Source organism: Parapusillimonas sp. JC17, from assembly GCF_052180245.1.
In the GTDB taxonomy this organism is placed as follows: Bacteria; Pseudomonadota; Gammaproteobacteria; order Burkholderiales; family Burkholderiaceae_B; genus Parapusillimonas.
Genome location: NZ_CP197474.1, coordinates 3,091,239 through 3,109,107, shown reverse-complemented (window position 1 = coordinate 3,109,107; position 17,869 = coordinate 3,091,239). Strand labels below are relative to the sequence as shown.

17 protein-coding genes are annotated in these 17,869 nt (G+C 60.1%); all 17 read left to right on the top strand.

The annotated features are described in order from the left end of the window. Positions 1 to 287: 287 nt before the first annotated feature. The 17 genes from ACSBPU_RS14895 to serB all read left to right on the top strand — a co-directional run bounded on the left by ACSBPU_RS14895 (position 288) and on the right by serB (position 17,731). Positions 288 to 1,421 (top strand): porin, encoded by a 1,134-nt coding sequence (locus tag ACSBPU_RS14895; protein ID WP_442592811.1) that lies wholly within the window; start codon positions 288 to 290, stop codon positions 1,419 to 1,421. Between the two features lie 245 nt (positions 1,422 to 1,666). Continuing rightward, positions 1,667 to 2,026 (top strand): NADH-quinone oxidoreductase subunit A, encoded by a 360-nt coding sequence (locus tag ACSBPU_RS14890; protein ID WP_180068137.1) that lies wholly within the window; start codon positions 1,667 to 1,669, stop codon positions 2,024 to 2,026. A gap of 108 nt (positions 2,027 to 2,134) precedes the next feature. Next, a complete protein-coding gene (locus tag ACSBPU_RS14885; protein WP_130008530.1) occupies positions 2,135 to 2,611 on the top strand; it encodes a NuoB/complex I 20 kDa subunit family protein in 477 nt (158 codons plus the stop codon). 37 nt (positions 2,612 to 2,648) lie between these two features. Further along, positions 2,649 to 3,260 (top strand): NADH-quinone oxidoreductase subunit C, encoded by a 612-nt coding sequence (locus ACSBPU_RS14880; RefSeq protein ID WP_442592810.1) that lies wholly within the window; start codon positions 2,649 to 2,651, stop codon positions 3,258 to 3,260. 3 nt (positions 3,261 to 3,263) lie between these two features. Next, complete coding sequence (locus ACSBPU_RS14875) at positions 3,264 to 4,520, top strand: NADH-quinone oxidoreductase subunit D (RefSeq protein ID WP_180068139.1); 1,257 nt, start codon at positions 3,264 to 3,266, stop codon at positions 4,518 to 4,520. A gap of 35 nt (positions 4,521 to 4,555) precedes the next feature. Then, positions 4,556 to 5,050, top strand: a complete 495-nt coding sequence (nuoE, locus tag ACSBPU_RS14870) for an NADH-quinone oxidoreductase subunit NuoE (RefSeq protein WP_180068140.1) — start codon at positions 4,556 to 4,558, stop codon at positions 5,048 to 5,050. Then, positions 5,047 to 6,414: an NADH-quinone oxidoreductase subunit NuoF gene (gene nuoF, locus ACSBPU_RS14865; RefSeq protein WP_442592809.1), complete on the top strand. Its 1,368-nt coding sequence runs from the start codon at positions 5,047 to 5,049 to the stop codon at positions 6,412 to 6,414. The genes nuoE and nuoF overlap by 4 nt, the downstream gene beginning before the upstream one ends. A gap of 15 nt (positions 6,415 to 6,429) precedes the next feature. Next, a complete protein-coding gene (gene nuoG / locus ACSBPU_RS14860; protein ID WP_442592808.1) occupies positions 6,430 to 8,760 on the top strand; it encodes an NADH-quinone oxidoreductase subunit NuoG in 2,331 nt (776 codons plus the stop codon). Beyond that, a complete protein-coding gene (nuoH, locus tag ACSBPU_RS14855) occupies positions 8,760 to 9,833 on the top strand; it encodes an NADH-quinone oxidoreductase subunit NuoH (protein ID WP_180068143.1) in 1,074 nt (357 codons plus the stop codon). Before nuoG ends, nuoH begins: the two co-directional genes overlap by 1 nt. Before the next feature lie 20 nt (positions 9,834 to 9,853). Then, positions 9,854 to 10,342, top strand: a complete 489-nt coding sequence (gene nuoI / locus ACSBPU_RS14850; RefSeq protein ID WP_180068144.1) for an NADH-quinone oxidoreductase subunit NuoI — start codon at positions 9,854 to 9,856, stop codon at positions 10,340 to 10,342. Positions 10,343 to 10,359: 17 nt separating this feature from the next. Next, a complete protein-coding gene (locus tag ACSBPU_RS14845; RefSeq protein WP_180068145.1) occupies positions 10,360 to 10,998 on the top strand; it encodes an NADH-quinone oxidoreductase subunit J in 639 nt (212 codons plus the stop codon). Continuing rightward, positions 10,995 to 11,303 carry an NADH-quinone oxidoreductase subunit NuoK gene (gene nuoK, locus ACSBPU_RS14840; protein WP_180068146.1) on the top strand — a complete coding sequence of 103 codons (309 nt, stop codon included), beginning with the start codon at positions 10,995 to 10,997 and terminating at the stop codon, positions 11,301 to 11,303. The genes ACSBPU_RS14845 and nuoK overlap by 4 nt, the downstream gene beginning before the upstream one ends. 13 nt (positions 11,304 to 11,316) lie before the next feature. Beyond that, positions 11,317 to 13,320: an NADH-quinone oxidoreductase subunit L gene (nuoL, locus tag ACSBPU_RS14835; protein WP_442598371.1), complete on the top strand. Its 2,004-nt coding sequence runs from the start codon at positions 11,317 to 11,319 to the stop codon at positions 13,318 to 13,320. Beyond that, positions 13,317 to 14,819: an NADH-quinone oxidoreductase subunit M gene (locus ACSBPU_RS14830; protein WP_180068394.1), complete on the top strand. Its 1,503-nt coding sequence runs from the start codon at positions 13,317 to 13,319 to the stop codon at positions 14,817 to 14,819. The genes nuoL and ACSBPU_RS14830 overlap by 4 nt, the downstream gene beginning before the upstream one ends. A gap of 12 nt (positions 14,820 to 14,831) precedes the next feature. Next, the gene (nuoN, locus tag ACSBPU_RS14825; RefSeq protein ID WP_442592807.1) at positions 14,832 to 16,316 is read left to right on the top strand and encodes an NADH-quinone oxidoreductase subunit NuoN; all 1,485 of its coding nucleotides are present in this window, start codon (positions 14,832 to 14,834) and stop codon (positions 16,314 to 16,316) included. Between the two features lie 4 nt (positions 16,317 to 16,320). Then, positions 16,321 to 16,884: a DUF2818 family protein gene (locus tag ACSBPU_RS14820; protein ID WP_442592806.1), complete on the top strand. Its 564-nt coding sequence runs from the start codon at positions 16,321 to 16,323 to the stop codon at positions 16,882 to 16,884. A gap of 1 nt (position 16,885) precedes the next feature. Continuing rightward, on the top strand, positions 16,886 to 17,731 hold the full coding sequence (gene serB, locus ACSBPU_RS14815) for a phosphoserine phosphatase SerB (protein ID WP_442592805.1): 846 nt from the start codon (positions 16,886 to 16,888) through the stop codon (positions 17,729 to 17,731). Positions 17,732 to 17,869 lie beyond the last annotated feature (138 nt).

Genomic DNA, 17,869 nt, shown 5'->3' with positions numbered 1-17,869 from the left:
CGGCATATACTTAAATTGCCCCTTAAAACAAAAACGCAGCTTGCCGATGTCGCATCATCGCCACAAATAGACCCGGGTAATCCCTTACTTTTTGTTTCCCCTGGGGCTGTTCTGTTGTTGCTAGCCAACAGAGACAGCGAAAAACCCGTCTTTTGCTGAAGCTGTCGTAGCCACGAGGCCGGAATTTTGATGCAATAGCAGCAACTTCCCATCGCGGAGTTAGAAAGAGCAGCAGCACAGTTTGGTAGTCGCTGCTCTAGTTACTCAAATCTACGGAGATTTCTTACATGAAAAAGACTCTGCTCGCTGCTGCTCTAGTCGCCGGCTTTGCTGGCGTTGCTCAAGCAGAAACGTCGGTTACCCTCTACGGTATCCTGGACGGTGGTATTGGCTATCAACAAGTCAAAGGTAACACCAGCTACTCGGCTAGCCGCACTGGCGCGACCGATTCCAAAGCGACCAAGACTGGCATGATCAACGGCGTTCAGTCCGGCAACCGTTGGGGTCTGCGTGGTACCGAAGATCTGGGCAATGGCCTGCAAGCCATTTTCCAAGTGGAAAGCGGCTTCGACCTGGGTACTGGTAACCAAGGTCAATCCAACGCTCAAAACGACCGTCTGTTCGGCCGTCAGGCAACCCTGGGTCTGCAAAGCGACGCATGGGGCCGTCTGGACGTTGGTCGTCAAACCAACATCGGTTCCAAGTACTTCGGCGCGATCGATCCGTTCAGCCAAGGCTTCGGCCAAGCCAACATCGGTGCAGCCTTCACGGCCGTCAACACCGTGCGTTGGGACAACATGGTCATGTATCAAACCCCCAGCTTCTCGGGCTTCCAGTTTGGTGCAGGTTACTCGTTCCGCACCAGCGGCACGCAACAGTTCAAGATCAGCGGCAACGACGATCCTAACAACCGTGGTATCACCACCGGTCTGCGTTACGCCAATGGTCCTCTGACCGCTGCTTTGAGCTACGACCAGACCAAGACTTCCGGTGACGGCTTCACGGTCCGCGCCTGGAACCTGGGTGCTGCCTACGACTTCGAAGTCGTCAAGCTGCACTTGGCATACGGCCAAACCCGCAATGGTCTGTTCGCTGCTGAAAGCTTCGGTAGCCAACTGCCCACCGGCCAAGTCAATGCTGAAGGCCTGAAGATCAATTCCTACCTGGTTGGTTTGACTGCTCCTTTGGGCGCCGGCAAGGTAATGGCTTCCTGGCACATGGCTGATCCCCGTAGCAATCCCGATGCATGGAACGGTACGGATCTGGACACCGACAAGCAACAAACGTACAGCCTGGGCTACACCTACGACCTGTCCAAGCGCACCAACGTGTACGCTATCGGTTCGTACACCAAGCACGCTCAGTTCCTGCCTGATGCAAAATCGACCGTCATCGGCGTCGGTCTGCGTCACCGCTTCTAATCGGTACGCATAGCTCGTCTATGCACCGAGTCGGCCCGGATTTCCGGGCCGATACAGAGCGCAGCAAGCCAGGCTTGCAACAAAAAGCCACCCTTTTCGGGTGGCTTTTTGCTGTGTGTTTTTTCCTTGTCCGGCAAAGGGTGGCATGCAGCCAATAACTTGTTTCCGTTCAAGGGCTTTCAGCCGAATGACGCTCTCAAAATGCTACAATCCCAGAGTTTACTTATTGTGATTGGACGCCCCGGATGAATCTGCAACAGTACTTTCCCGTTCTGCTGTTTATTGTCGTTGCGACGCTGATAGGTTTTGCGCTGCTTGCCGCCGGTCGCTTGCTTGGTCCGCATCGTCCGTACGAGGAAAAGCTCTCGCAGTACGAGTGCGGCTTCGAGGCCTTTGGCGATTCGCGCATGAAATTCGACGTGCGCTATTACCTGGTTGCGATCCTGTTCATCATGTTCGATCTGGAAATCGCATTTTTGTTCCCCTGGGCCATCGCCAACGGAACCATCGGGCTGGTTGGATTCTGGACCGTCATGGTGTTCCTCGCCATTCTCACCGTGGGCTTCATCTACGAGTGGAAAAAAGGCGCGCTCGACTGGGAATAACGGCAAGGCCTGAAGCGCACGGTTTCAGGCTGCACGCATCGCGGTAACGCCGCTTGTGTTTTTGTCGGTCCGGACGCCAGGCGTCCGGCCGACCTACGAGGCAAATATATGGCTATCGACGGCATTATGAAAGAAGGCTTTATCACCACCAGTGCAGACAAGTTTCTGAACTGGGCCAAGACGGGTTCGCTGTGGCCCATGACATTCGGCCTGGCATGCTGCGCGGTCGAGATGATGCACGCCGGGGCGGCACGCTACGACCTGGATCAGTTCGGCATCATCTTTCGTCCGAGCCCGCGTCAATCAGACCTCATGATCGTCGCCGGCACGCTGTGCAACAAGATGGCGCCCGCCTTGCGCAAGGTGTACGACCAGATGGCCGAGCCTCGCTGGGTGGTATCCATGGGTTCCTGTGCCAACGGCGGGGGCTACTACCACTATTCGTACTCGGTGGTCCGGGGTTGCGACCGCATCGTTCCGGTCGACGTCTATGTGCCCGGCTGTCCTCCCACGGCTGAGGCCCTGGTCTACGGCCTGCTCCAGATGCAGAACAAGATCCGCCTGACCAACACCATCGCGCGCTGAGCCCGCCGGGCTGCCGCGTTCAACGTTGAATAGAGATATGACTAGGCTCGAAACGCTACAACACAATCTGCAGGCCGCATTTGGCGAATCCGCCACGCTGACGCTGGCTCTGAACGAGCTGACGCTCGTGGTGCCGGCCAAGAGCTGGGCCGATGCCTGTACCACTTTGCGAGACACTCCCTCTCTGGGTTTCGATACATGCATCGACCTCTGCGGCATCGATTACTCCGCCTGGGGAGCGCCCACCCATGTGCCCGACGCCAGCGTGCATCCGCATCGCTTCGCCGTGGTTATTCATCTGCTGTCGGTCAAGAACAACATTCGGCTGCGCGTGCGGGCCTACATCGAAGACGAAGAGTTTCCGGTCATTGCCTCGCTGGTCGATGTCTGGCCCACCGTCAATTGGTTCGAGCGCGAAGCTTTCGACCTTTACGGCATTGTTTTTGAAGGCCATCCCGACCTGCGCCGCATTCTGACCGATTACGGTTTCATCGGGCATCCTTTCCGTAAAGACTTCCCCCTGTCCGGCAACGTCGAGATGCGTTACGACACCGAGCAGAAGCGGGTCATTTATCAACCCGTCACGATAGAACCGCGCGAGATCAACCCGCGCGTCGTGCGTGAAGAAGGCTACGGAGCAGGGCGCTAAAGCATGGCTGACATCAAGAACTACACACTCAACTTCGGTCCCCAACACCCGGCCGCCCACGGCGTGCTGCGCCTGGTTCTGGAGCTGGACGGCGAAGTCATCCAGCGGGCGGATCCGCACATCGGCCTGCTGCATCGCGCCACCGAAAAGCTGGCCGAGCACAAAACCTTCCTGCAGGCGCTGCCTTATATGGACCGCCTGGACTACGTGTCCATGATGTGCAACGAGCACGCTTATGTCATGGCGGTGGAAAAGCTGCTGGGCGTCCAGGTGCCCTTGCGGGCGCAGTACATCCGCGTCATGTTCGACGAGATCACTCGCCTGCTCAATCACCTCATGTCGCTGGGTTCGCATGCGCTCGACGTCGGCGCCATGGCCGTCTTCCTGTATGCGTTCCGCGAACGCGAAGACCTCATGGACTGCTACGAGGCCGTGTCGGGCGCGCGGATGCACGCGGCCTACTACCGGCCGGGCGGCGTGTATCGCGACTTGCCCGATGCCATGCCCCAGTACGGCCAGTCCAGCAAGTACCGTGGCGAAAAAGAAGTGCGCGCCATGAACGAGGCACGCTCCGGCTCGCTGCTCGACTTCATCGAAGACTTCACCAATCGCTTCCCGGCCTGCGTCGACGAATATGAAACCCTGCTGACCGACAACCGCATCTGGAAGCAGCGCCTGGTGGGCGTGGGCGTGGTGGATCCCGACCGCGCCAAGGCGCTGGGCTTTACCGGCCCCATGCTGCGGGGATCCGGCGTCGAGTGGGACTTGCGCCGCACCCAGCCATATGAAGTCTATGACCGCCTGGAATTCGACATCCCCGTCGGCGTGAACGGCGATTGCTACGACCGCTATCTGGTCCGCGTGGCCGAAATGCGCGAAAGCAATCGCATCATCCGGCAATGCGTGGAATGGCTGCGCAACAACCCCGGCCCCGTCATTGTCGACAACCACAAGGTCGCTCCGCCTTCCCGCGAGAAAATGAAGACGGGCATGGAAGACTTGATTCACCATTTCAAGCTCTTTACCGAAGGCATGCATGTGCCGGCCGGTGAAGTCTATGCGGGCGTCGAGCACCCGAAAGGCGAGTTCGGCATCTACATGGTCTCCGACGGCGCCAACAAGCCTTACCGCATGAAGATTCGCGCGCCCGGCTTTGCCCATTTGCAGTCCATGGACGAAATGGCGCGCGGACACATGATCGCCGATGCCGTCACCATCATTGGTACGCAAGACATCGTGTTTGGCGAAATCGACCGTTAACCGGCGCGAGCCAAGGTAAAAACCGGATTCAAAATATGCTGCTTTCCGAACAAGCCTATCAGAAAATCGACCGGGAGCTCACGAAGTTCCCGCAGGACCAGCAACAGTCCGCCATCATGGCGGCGCTGACCATTGCACAGGAAGAGAAGGGCTGGGTATCCACTGAAGTCATCGACGACATCGCCGCTTACCTGCGCGTTCCTTCCATTGCCGTGCAGGAAGTCGCCACTTTCTACAACATGTTCAATACGCATCCCGTCGGTCGCTTCAAGATCACGGTATGCACCAACCTGCCCTGTGCCTTGCGCGACGGCGTGAAGGCGGCCGATTACCTGAAGCAGAAACTGGGCATCGATTTCCACGAGACCACGCCCGATGGGCTGTTCACCTTGATGGAGGGTGAGTGCATGGGGGCTTGCGGTGATTCGCCCGTCATGCTCATGAACAATCACCATATGTGCGTACGCATGTCTCCGGAAAGGATAGATGCAATGATCCAGGAACTTAAACAGCATGGGGAGTCGGCATGAGCGCGCCCGGTCTGTTGCAGCGATTTTCGCAAGGACTGACGCCCAACCCGGGCGATGATCTGTCCAACAGCATGATCTTCCACGACCGCCATATCAACCCGCAGATCGTCGCGGGGCTGGACGGCTCTAACTGGGGGCTGGAAGACTACGTCAAGCGCGGCGGCTACGAGGCCCTGCGCAAAATCCTCACCACGGGGATGACGCCCGATGACGTCATTGCCGAGGTCAAGGCATCCAGCTTGCGCGGCCGGGGCGGCGCGGGCTTTCCGACCGGCTTGAAGTGGAGCTTCATGCCGCGCACGCTTCCTGGGCAGAAGTACCTGGTGTGCAATTCCGACGAAGGCGAGCCGGGCACCTTCAAGGACCGGGACATCCTGCGCTTCAATCCGCATATCGTGATCGAAGGCATGGCCATCGCGGCATACGCCATGGGCATCACCGTGGGCTACAACTACATCCACGGCGAAATATTCGAAATCTACGATCGTTTCGAGCGCGCTCTGGAGCAGGCCCGCGAGGCCGGTTTCCTGGGCGACAACATCCTGGGTTCGGGCTTCAATTTCCAGCTGCATGCCTTTCACGGCTACGGTGCGTACATCTGCGGCGAAGAAACCGCCTTGCTCGAATCGCTCGAAGGCAAGAAAGGACAGCCTCGGTTCAAGCCGCCGTTTCCCGCCAGTTTCGGCCTGTACGGCAAGCCCACGACGATCAACAACACGGAAACCTTCGCGGCCGTTCCCTGGATTTTCCGCAACAGCGGGCAAGAATACTTGGATATCGGCGTGCCCAATGCCGGCGGCACCAAGCTGTTCTCGATATCCGGCGACGTCGAACTGCCCGGCAACTATGAAGTCCCCCTGGGCACGCCCTTCAGCAAGCTGCTCGAGCTTGCCGGCGGCATGCGTGGCGGCCGCAAGCTCAAGGCGGTCATCCCGGGCGGCTCCAGCGCCCCCGTGCTACCCGCCGACATCATGATGCAAACCAACCTCGACTACGACTCCATCGCCAAGGCCGGCTCCATGCTCGGCTCGGGCGCCGTCATCGTCATGGACGAAACCCGCTGCATGGTGAAATCCCTGCTGCGCCTGTCCTATTTCTATTACGAAGAAAGCTGCGGCCAATGCACGCCATGCCGTGAAGGTACCGGCTGGCTGTACCGCATGCTGGCGCGCATCGAAAACGGCCAAGGCCGGCCCGAGGATCTCGACGTCCTCGACAACGTCGCCCAGAACATCATGGGGCGCACGATCTGTGCGCTGGGCGATGCGGCCGCCATGCCGGTACGCAGCTTCATCAAGCATTTCCGCGACGAGTTCGCACACCACATCGAGCACAAGAGCTGTGTGGTGCCCAAATATCTGTAGGGTCAGGACACGCTAATGGTTGAACTCACCATCGACGGCATCAAAGTAGAAGCACCCGAAGGCAGCATGGTTATCCAGGCCGCCCACAAGCTCGGGGTGTTCGTGCCGCATTTTTGCTATCACAAGAAACTTTCCGTGGCCGCCAACTGCCGCATGTGCCTGGTCGACGTCGAAAAGGCGCCCAAGGCCCTGCCTGCCTGTGCAACACCGGTCACCAACGGAATGATCGTGCATACGCGCTCGCCCAAGGCCATTGCGGCCCAGAAGAGCGTCATGGAATTCCTGCTGATCAATCACCCGCTCGACTGTCCGGTCTGCGACCAGGGCGGCGAATGCCAGTTGCAGGACCTGGCCGTCGGATACGGGGCTTCGGCGTCGCGCTACCAGGAAGAAAAGCGCGTGGTCGTCGCCAAGAGCATGGGCCCGCTCATTTCCACCGACGGCATGCAACGGTGCATCCATTGCACCCGCTGCGTCCGCTTCGGCCAGGAGATCGGCGGGATCATGGAAATCGGCATGGTCAACCGGGGCGAGCACTCCGAAATCACGACGTTCGTCGGCAAGGCGGTCGAGTCCGAGCTTTCCGGCAACATGATAGACATCTGCCCGGTTGGCGCCTTGCTTTCGAAACCGTTCAAGTTTTCGGCGCGTACCTGGGAAATGGCGCGACGCCGTTCGGTGAGTCCGCACGACAGCCTGGGCGCCAATCTGGTCGTGCAGACCAAGCTCGACCGTGTGCTGCGGGTCGTGCCCTTCGAGAACGAAGACGTCAACGAGTGCTGGATCAGCGACCGTGATCGTTTTTCCTATGAAGGCCTGTATACGCATGACCGCCTTGCCCATCCCATGGTGAAGGGCGAAGACGGCCAATGGCGCGAGGCGTCCTGGACCGACGCGCTGCAAGTCGTCGCCCAAGGGTTGAGCAACGTGCGCGAGCAGTTTGGCGGCGATCAAATCGGCGGCATCGGCAGCCCCATGGCCACCACCGAGGAACTCGCTTTATTGGCCCGTCTGATGCGCGCCGTCGGTTCCGAGAATGTCGATTTCCGCTTGCGCGCCATCGATCCGACGCTCGACCAGGCCGTTGCCGGCGTGCCCTGGCTGGGCATGTCCGTGGCCGACTTCGGCGAACTCGATCGCGTGCTCGTCGTAGGCTCGGTCCTGCGCAAGGAGCAGCCGTTGCTGGCCCAGCGCCTGCGCCAGGCTGCCAAGCGCGGCACGCAGATCTTCTTCATCGACTCGGCCGCCGAAGACCCTCTGTTCCCTGTCGCCGGCCGGATCACGGTTGCCCCCAGCCAAGTGCCCAACGCCGTGGCAGAGGTGCTGGTCGCGCTGGCGCAGAACACGGCAGAGCCATCCACACCAGACGGCCTGGCCAATGTTCAGCCCACCGAGGCGGCTCGGCTGGTCGCGGCCGGCCTGGCCTCCGGACAACGCGTCGGTGTTTTCCTGGGCGACATGGCCATGGCATCCGCCCATGCCAGCCTGATTGCTGCGAATGCGTCGGAACTTGCCAAGGCCGCACAGGCGACATTGGGCTTCCTGACCTCGGGTGGCAATACCGTGGGCGGATACCTGGCCGGGGCCGTGCCGGTCCGCGGCGGACTTACTGCCGAGCAGATGCTTCAGCAACCGCTGAAAGCCTATGTCGTGCTCCATGCCGAGCCGGCCCTTGACAGCGACAATGGCGCCCGAGCGCTCCAGACTCTCAAGTCGGCCTCATTCAAGGTCGCACTGACGTCGTTCCGCTCGGCGGCTGAAGAATGGGCCGACGTCATGCTGCCCATTTCTCCTTTCACCGAAACTTCGGGCACCTTCGTCAGCATCGAAGGCCGGGTGCAAAGCTTCAAGGGTGTCGCGGCGCCGTACGCGGATACCCGTCCGGCCTGGAAGGTGTTGCGTGTTCTGGGCAATTTGCTCGATCTCCAGGGCTTCGAAGACGAAACCTCCGAATCGGTTCGCGATTCCGTCATGGTCGGCGGCGTCGAAGCCCGTCTGTCCAATCAGGTTGCGGCATTGCCGGCGCTTGCGGCGCCCGCGGCCGGGCTCGAAAGGGTGGCCGACGTACCCATCTACCGCAGCGATGCGCTGGTGCGCCGCTCCGAACCCTTGCAGCAGGCTTCCGCATCGCTGCCTCCCAAGGCTCGCATGTCCGCCGGCACGATGGCCGGCCTTGGCATTGCGGCCGACGCCGCCGTGCGTGTGGGCAGCGCCCAGGGCGAGGTGGTTCTGGCGGTGCAGCTGGACGATACGGTTGCCCCTGGTTGCGTGCGTATCGCGACGGCGTTCAATGAAACTCTGGCGCTGGGCAGCGGTTCCGGCCAACTGACGGTGGAGCGAGTCTAATGGAGTGGCTTACAGTTCTTGAAAACTATGGCGTGGGCCTGCTGGGCCCCACCGCGTGGCTGGTCGTATGGACGCTCGTCAAGATCGTAGTCATCGCCGTCCCCATCATCCTGTGCGTAGCCTACCTGACTTACTGGGAACGCAAGATGATCGGCGCCATGCACGTTCGCCTCGGGCCCACCCGGGTCGGCTACCGCGGCCTGCTGCAGCCTTTTGCGGACGTGTTCAAACTTCTCACCAAGGAAGTCATCGTGCCCAGCAAGGCCAACAAGGTCTTGTATATTCTCGCGCCGGTCGTCACCCTGATGCCCGCGCTGGCGGCCTGGGCGGTGATTCCCTTCGGCCCTGAAGTCGTGCTGGCCGATGTCAACGCCGGCTTGCTGTATGTCCTGGCCATCACTTCCCTGGGGGTATACGGAGTGATCGTCGCAGGCTGGGCATCGAACTCCAAGTATGCATTCCTGGGCGCGCTGCGGGCAGCCGCGCAAATGGTGTCGTACGAACTGGCCATCGGCTTCGTCTTCATCACCGTTCTTCTCGTGTCGGGCACCTTGAACCTCAGCGGCATCGTGGAAGGGCAGGGCGCCGGGTGGTTCGCCTCCAAGGGCATTACCTTCATGTCCTGGAACTGGCTGCCTTTGCTGCCGCTGTTCGTCATCTACGTGGTGTCGGCAGTGGCCGAAACCAACCGGCATCCGTTCGACGTGGTGGAAGGCGAATCGGAAATCGTGGCCGGCCACATGGTCGAGTATTCGGGCATGGGCTTTGCGCTGTTCTTCCTCGGCGAATACGCGAACATGATCCTGCTCTCGGCGATGGCGTCCATCATGTTCCTGGGCGGCTGGATGCCCCCGCTGGACATCGCGCCGCTCACCTGGATTCCAGGATGGCTGTGGCTGGGTATCAAGACCTTTTTTGTGGTTTCGATGTTTATATGGTTCCGTGCGACGTTCCCGCGCTACCGTTACGACCAGATCATGCGTCTGGGCTGGAAGGTGTTCATTCCCTTGACCGGTATCTGGCTGCTCGTTGTGGCGATATGGATGCAGACGCCCTGGAATATTTGGCAATAGGACACAGGGGCTAGAAGATTATGGAAGCAATTAAAGATTTCTTCGGCAGTTTGATGCTGTCCGAAATGCTGAAGGGCATGCGCCTGACGGGAAAATATTTCTTCAAGCGCAAGGTCACCTTGCGATATCCGCAGGAAAAGACACCGGCATCGCCGCGCTTTCGCGGCCTGCATGCCTTGCGGCGCTACCCGAACGGGGAAGAGCGCTGCATTGCATGCAAGCTGTGTGAGGCCGTCTGCCCTGCGCTGGCCATCTCAATCGAATCCGAGGAGCGCGAGGACGGCACCCGCCGCACCACGCGCTACGACATCGATCTGACCAAGTGCATATTCTGTGGCTTCTGCGAAGAAAGCTGTCCGGTGGATTCCATCGTCGAAACGCACATCTCCGAGTACCACGGCGAGAAGCGCGGCGACCTGTACTTCACCAAAGACATGTTGCTGGCCGTCGGGGACCGCTACGAAGCTGAAATCGCGCGCCGTCGTTCAGAAGACGCCCCTTATCGTTGATGCCGGACCAGACACCTATGATTTTTTCTACTGTCCTGTTTTATCTGCTGGCGCTGGTGCTGGTGATTGCCGCATTCCGTGTCGTCACCGCCTCCAGTCCTGTCACCGGCGTCCTGCATCTCATCCTGGTGTTCTTCACCGCGTCCATGATCTGGATGTTGCTGGGCGCAGAATTCCTCTCGCTGCTGCTCGTCGTCGTCTACGTCGGCGCCGTCATGGTGATGTTCCTGTTCGTCGTGATGATGCTTGACGTACGCATGGATGCACTGCGCGCCGGCTTCAAGGCCTATTTGCCCGCCGGCTTGCTGATCGGGTCGATCATGGTGCTCGAGATGGCCTTCGTGCTTGCAAGCACTTGGCTCGACGCGGGCCCCGCCGCCCCTGTTGCCGACGACTACAACAATACGCATGCGCTGGGCGTGGCCATGTATACGGACTACGTGCTGGCCGTGCAGGTCGGAGGCGTTGTCTTGTTGGTGGGCATGATTGCCGCCATAGCACTGACGCTGCGGCGCCGGAGCGACGTGAAGCGCACCAATCCTTCACAACAGGTCAGGGTCCGCGCCCAGGACCGCTTGCGCATGGTCAGCATGCCGTCGCAGACTGAAGCGCCCGCGAAAAACGAGGCGGAAAAAGCTCAAGGGGATACCAAATGACATTGACACTTGCCCACTATCTGATACTTGGCGCAATTCTTTTCTCCATCGGCATCTTCGGCTTCTTTCTGAATCGCCGCAATCTCATCATCCTGTTGATGTCCATCGAGCTCATGCTGCTTGCCGCAAACATGAATTTCGTGGCGTTCTCGACTTGGTTCGGCGATACGGCCGGCCAGGTGTTCGTCTTCTTCGTGCTGACGGTGGCCGCGGCGGAAGCCGCCATCGGGCTGGCGATCTTGGTGTTGCTGTTCCGCAACCTGAATACGATCAATGTTGACGCACTTGACCAGCTCAAGGGTTGATGGGATTGCTCAAATTATGAATTCACCAAATCTCTACTTGTTGATCGCGCTGGCGCCGCTGGCGGGCGCCATATTGGCCGGCCTTTTCGGCACCGGCTTCCTGGGCCGCTGGGTGAGCCGCCGCGGTTCGCACATGCTCACCATCGCCTTGGTGGCGGTATCGTTCATCGGTTCGGTCATGGTGCTGTTCCAGGTTCTCGATGGGCATACCTACGACGGCACGCTATATACCTGGTCGGTCATTGGCACGACCAAGCTGGAGCTCGGTTTCCTGATCGATCCGCTGTCCGCCCTGATGATGGTCGTCGTTACTTCGGTTTCGCTGATGGTGCATATCTACACCATAGGCTACATGGCCGACGATCCGGGCTATCAGCGCTTCTTCGCCTACATCTCGCTCTTTACCTTTTCCATGCTGATGCTGGTCATGTCCAACAACATGGTCCAGCTGTTCTTCGGCTGGGAAGCGGTCGGCCTGGTGTCCTACCTGCTGATCGGCTTCTGGTATACGCGTCCCACGGCCATTTTCGCCAACATGAAGGCCTTCCTGGTCAACCGCGTCGGCGACTTCGGCTTCATCCTGGGCATCGGTCTGTTGTTCGCCTATGCGGGCAGCATGCACTACGGCGAAATATTCGATCAAAGCGAGAAGCTCGCCGGCATGGCGTTCCCGGGCACCGACTGGCAGTTGCTGACGGTGGCCTGCATCTCGCTTTTCGTGGGCGCAATGGGTAAATCCGCGCAGGTCCCGCTGCACACCTGGCTGCCAGATTCCATGGAAGGCCCCACGCCGATTTCCGCACTGATCCACGCCGCCACCATGGTGACGGCCGGCATATTCATGGTCGCGCGTTTCTCGCCGCTGTTCGAGCAGTCGAACACCGCCTTGTCGGTCATGATCGTGATCGGCGCCATCGGCGCGCTGTTCCTGGGCATACTGGGCATCGTCCAGAACGACATCAAGCGCGTCGTGGCGTACTCCACGCTTTCCCAGCTGGGCTACATGACGGTAGCGCTCGGCGCATCGGCATACTCGGCCGCGATCTTCCACCTCATGACGCATGCCTTCTTCAAGGCGCTGCTGTTCCTGGGTGCGGGCTCCGTCATCATCGGCATGCACCATGACCAGGACATCCGCAACATGGGCGGTTTGCGCAAGTACATGCCCATCACCTGGATCACCTTCCTGATCGGTACGCTATCGCTGGTCGGAACGCCTTTCTTCGCCGGCTTCTACTCGAAAGAGCACATCATCGAAGCGGCGGGCGCGGCCGACGTATGGGGCGCGGGCTTCGGCTACTACGCGACGCTGATCGGCGTGTTCGTGACTTCGCTGTATTCCTTCCGGGTGTATTTCCTGGTCTTCCATGGCAAGGAACGCTTCGACGCCCTTGGGCATGCCGCCCACGGCCACGACGATCACGGGCATCACGGCGGCACGCCGCACGAATCCCCCTGGGTCGTCACGCTGCCGCTGGTGCTGCTGGCCATTCCGTCGGTCATTGCCGGTGCGTGGTTCATCGATCCGCTGCTGTTCGGCAGCTTCTTCGATGGCGTCATCGCTGTCCTGCCTGCGCATCCCGCCATGGCGGAGCTGGCTTCACACTGGCACGGCTGGGTGGCATATGCGCTGCATGGCTTCGTCACCGTTCCGTTCTGGCTGATGATCGCGGGCTTCGTGGTTGCATGGTATTGCTACCTGGTCAATCCCAAGGTCCCGGCCGCCATCCATCGCAATCTGTCCGTGGTCAACCGGATCCTGGACAACAAGTACTACGCCGACTGGTTCAATGAGCAAGTGGTGGCGCGTCTGGCGCGCTGCCTGGGCCACGGCTTCTGGAAGGCCGGCGACCGCGGCCTGATCGACGGCCTGCTCGTCAACGGAAGCGCCCGCGTGGTGGGCTGGGTGGCGGCGGTCAGCCGTCACCTGCAATCCGGCTACATCTATCACTACGCCTTTGCGATGATCATCGGGATCATGGCTTTATTAACCTTTTTTGTGCTGACGGTTCACTGATGGCAAGCGATATGGCGTCTTCTAATTTTCCCTGGTTAACGCTCTCGATTTTCGTTCCCATTGTTGCGGGTCTGTTGGTGCTGCTGCTGGGCCGCGATGATCGGCCGGGCTTCACGCGCAAGATTTCGCTGATCGGAGCCGTCGCGGGGTTTCTCGTCACCTTGCCGCTGTACACGGGCTTCAATCCCGATACAGCCGACATGCAGTTCGTCGAGAAGGCATCTTGGATCGAAACCTTTGCGGTCAACTACCATCTCGGCATCGATGGCATTTCGCTCTGGTTCGTGCTGCTCACGGCCTTCATCACCATCATCGTGGTGCTTGCGGGCTGGGAAGTCATCACCAGTCGGATCTCGCAGTACATGGCAGCCTTCCTGATTCTTTCGGGGCTGATGGTCGGCGTGTTCGCGGCGCTGGACGGCATGCTGTTCTACGTGTTCTTCGAAGCGACGCTCATTCCGATGTACCTGATCATCGGGGTATGGGGCGGCCCGAATCGTGTGTACGCGGCATTCAAGTTCTTCCTGTACACCTTGCTGGGTTCGTTGCTCACACTCGTCGCTTTCATCTATTTGTGGCATTCCGCCGGCGGCTCGTTCGACATCCTCGCCTGGCATGGGCTCAAACTGGACTACACGCCCCAGATCCTGATCTTCCTGGCCCTGCTTGCGGCGTTCGCCGTCAAGGTTCCCATGTGGCCGGTGCATACATGGTTGCCGGACGCGCACGTCGAGGCGCCCACCGGAGGTTCGGTAGTGCTGGCCGCCATCATGCTGAAGCTCGGCGCATACGGCTTCCTGCGGTTCTCGCTCCCGATCGCGCCTGACGCCTCGCAGAGCCTGGCCGGCATGATGATCGCCCTGTCGCTCATCGCGGTCATCTACATTGGCCTGGTCGCCATCGTTCAGGACGACATGAAGAAGCTGGTGGCGTATTCATCGGTCGCCCACATGGGCTTCGTGACGCTCGGCTTCTTCGTGTTCAACACGGCCGGCCTCGAGGGCGCCATCGTGCAGATGATCTCCCACGGCTTCGTGTCGGGCGCCATGTTCCTGTGTATCGGGGTACTGTACGATCGCCTGCACACGCGCCGCATCGATGACTATGGCGGCGTCATCAACGTCATGCCGCGCTTCGTCACGTATTTCGTGCTGTTTTCCATGGCCAATGCCGGCCTGCCGGCGACCAGCGGATTCGTGGGCGAGTTCACCGTCATCATGGGCGCGGTGGAATACAACTTCTGGATAGGCCTTCTGGCTGCAACCTCGCTCATCCTCGGTGCGTCCTATTCGCTCTGGATGCTCAAGCGCGTGGCTTTCGGCGACATCGCCAACGATGCGGTGCGCAGCATGAGCGACCTCAGCCGGCGCGAGTTCTTCATCCTGGGTGTCATGGCCATCGCGGTGCTTTACATGGGTATCCATCCGAAACCGTTTACAGATGTCATGCATGTGTCGGTGCAGGCCTTGCTGCAGCACGTCTCTATCTCGAAACTGTAGACCTGAAATACTATGCAAAATCCATTTGACTTCGCTTTGGCTACGCCCGAGATTTCGCTGTTGATCATGGCCTGCGCCATCTTGCTGGTCGACGCATTCAACAAGACCGAGTCCCGCCATACGACCTTCACCTTGAGCATCGGCGCCATGCTGGTGCTGACGGTAATTTCCTTGTGGCAATGGGGCGCCGGCGTGCGGGGCAACTCCTTCGGCGGCCTGTATGTCGTCGACGATCTCGCGCATTTCCTGAAGGTACTGTCTTATATCGCAGTGGCGGCCACCATGATCTACGGCCGCGAGTATTCCGAGCGCCGCGACATGGTCAAGAATGGCGGCGAACTATACTGCCTGGCGCTCTTCGCCTTGCTCGGGCAGATGATCATGATCTCCGCCGGCAGCATGCTCACGGTCTATCTGGGCGTTGAGCTGATGTCCTTCGCCCTGTATGCGCTGGTTGCGCTGCGCCGCGATCACATCAAGGCCACGGAAGCCGCCATGAAGTACTTTGTGCTGGGCGCACTGGCGTCGGGCGTGTTGCTGTACGGCATGTCCATGATCTACGGCGCGACCGGCCAGCTCGACATGCGCCTGATCGCCCAGGTCATCAACAGTGGCAATGCCGAGCGCCTGCCACTGGTCTTCGGCGTGGTGTTCATCGTCTCCGGCCTGGCGTTCAAGCTGACCGCAGCGCCATTCCATATGTGGACCCCCGACGTCTATCAGGGCGCACCGACCTCCGTCACCCTGATCGTTGGCGCCGCGCCCAAGCTGGCGGCTTTCGCCATCACGCTGCGCCTTCTGATCGAAGGCCTGCACGGTATTGCCATCGACTGGCAACCCATGCTGCTCGTGATGGCCGTCCTGTCGCTGGCCATCGGCAACCTGGCCGCCATCATGCAATCCAATTTCAAGCGCATGCTGGCCTATTCGACGATCTCGCACATGGGCTTCGTGTTCCTGGGCCTGCTGTCGGGCGTGGTGGAAGGGCAGGCGGTCGCGGCAGGCTCGGCATACGGTTCGGCGCTGTTCTACGTGGTCATCTACGTCCTGACCACGCTGGTCACTTTCGGCCTGATCCTGCTCTTGAGCCGCGAAGGTTTCGAGTGCGAAGAGATCTCCGACCTGAAGGGCCTGAATCGCCGTAATCCGGTACTGGCCGGGCTGCTGCTGGTCTCCATGTTTTCGCTGACGGGCATTCCGCCGCTGGCGGGCTTCTACGCTAAGCTGGCGGTGCTGCAGGCGTTGATCGGCGCGGGCTACATCGCCATGGCGGTGGTCGCGGTGCTGTTTTCGCTGATTGGCGCCTTCTACTATTTGCGCGTGGTCAAGGTTGCGTACTTCGACGAGCCCGAAGGCGAACTGGTTCCGGTCAATACCGGCGTCGTCACCAACGGCCTGATGTCTCTCAATGGCCTTCTGATCCTTGCGCTGGGCATATTGCCGGGTGGTCTCATGGCGTTGTGCGTCCGGGTCATCGAGAGCTCTTTGAAGTTCTGATCGCATGACACAGGCATTTGCGATCTGGTTCCTGATCGGCCTTTCGCTCTTGATGGCGAACCTGCCTTTCGTCCTGAAGCGCCCGATGCTGGCGCTGCCCTGGACGCAGGCAGGTGAACCGCCGCGTCCCGCTTGGCGGAACCTGCTGGAATCACTGGTTTTTTTCGCTGCCCTGGCCGGTATGGCTTATGGTGGATACGCACTCCTTGCGGGTGCTTTCTTCATGGCGTCCGACGCGGCATCGGTCGCCTTGTTCACGATCAAGCTACTGGCTGTCGTCGGCATTGCGATCGCGCTGCTCGCCTATCCCGGCTGGCGCAACCGGGGCCGGCAGGCCGACAAATCCTTTTTCTCGAGCCTGCTCGAGGTATTGGTGCTCTACGTCCTGGTGGGCGCCATGGGCTTTGGATTCGAAGCCAATATGGGCAATCTGTTTCCCAAGCAGTGGGAGTTCTTTGCCATCACCCTAAGCCTGTTCCTGGTGCTGGGGTATCCAGGGTTCGTTTTCCGCTATCTGATGCGCCGGCGCAAGCCTGGCAAGGCTGCGGTCTCGGCCGCAGCACACTGACATGACACATCTCATTCTGCAGGCGCCCAATCTGGTCGCTTCCAACATCGAAAAGATCGCCGCCATCGCCAGCGCCGGCGGGGTGCAGGAGCTCGGCAACACGGCGGTCCGCCTGCTGGATGTCGACCCTGACGTACGGCCCGAAGTGCAGGCATGCTGTGACGCATTCGGCATGGACTACGCTTTCTTCGATCACATTGCGCGCTTGCGCGACTGCAGGATACTGGCGATGGACATGGACTCCACGCTGGTCAATATCGAATGCATCGACGAGATCGCCGACTTGGCCGGACGCAAGGCCGAGGTGTCCGCCATCACCGAGGCGGCGATGCGCGGCGAGATCAAGGATTTCGCCGAAAGTCTGAGGCGCCGGGTGGCCTTGCTGGAGGGCGTCGATGCCACGGCGCTTGAAAGGGTTTATGAAGAACGCCTGCGCCTGAATCCCGGCGCGGAAAACCTGATTGCGACGGCGCGCCGATACGGTCTGAAGGTTCTGCTCGTGTCGGGAGGATTTACCTTCTTCACCGAAAGGCTCAAGGCCCGCCTGGACCTGGACGCCTGCCATGCGAATGTGCTGGAAGTCAGCGGCGGCAAGCTTTCCGGCCGCGTCCACGGCGATATCGTCGACGCCCAGGGCAAAGCCGCACGCCTGGCGTCGCTGGCCCAGGAGCTTGGTGCAACGTCCGACCAGATCATCGCCGTGGGTGACGGCGCCAACGATCTGAAGATGATGGCGCTGGCCAAATATTCCGTCGCTTATCGTGCCAAGCCGGTCGTGCGCGAGCAAGCCAATTATGCGCTCAACGTCAGCCCGCTGGACGCCATCCTGAACTGGTTCCGGATGTAGGGGGTCTGGTGTCATGGGGTCAGACCCCATGCGGGGTCTGACCCCGTCCGTCAAATCAGCTGGGGTCAGACCCAATGGGTCTCACCCCTCAGAGACTTGCCCGGGGTCAGACCCCGTACGGGGTCTGACCCCTTAAAT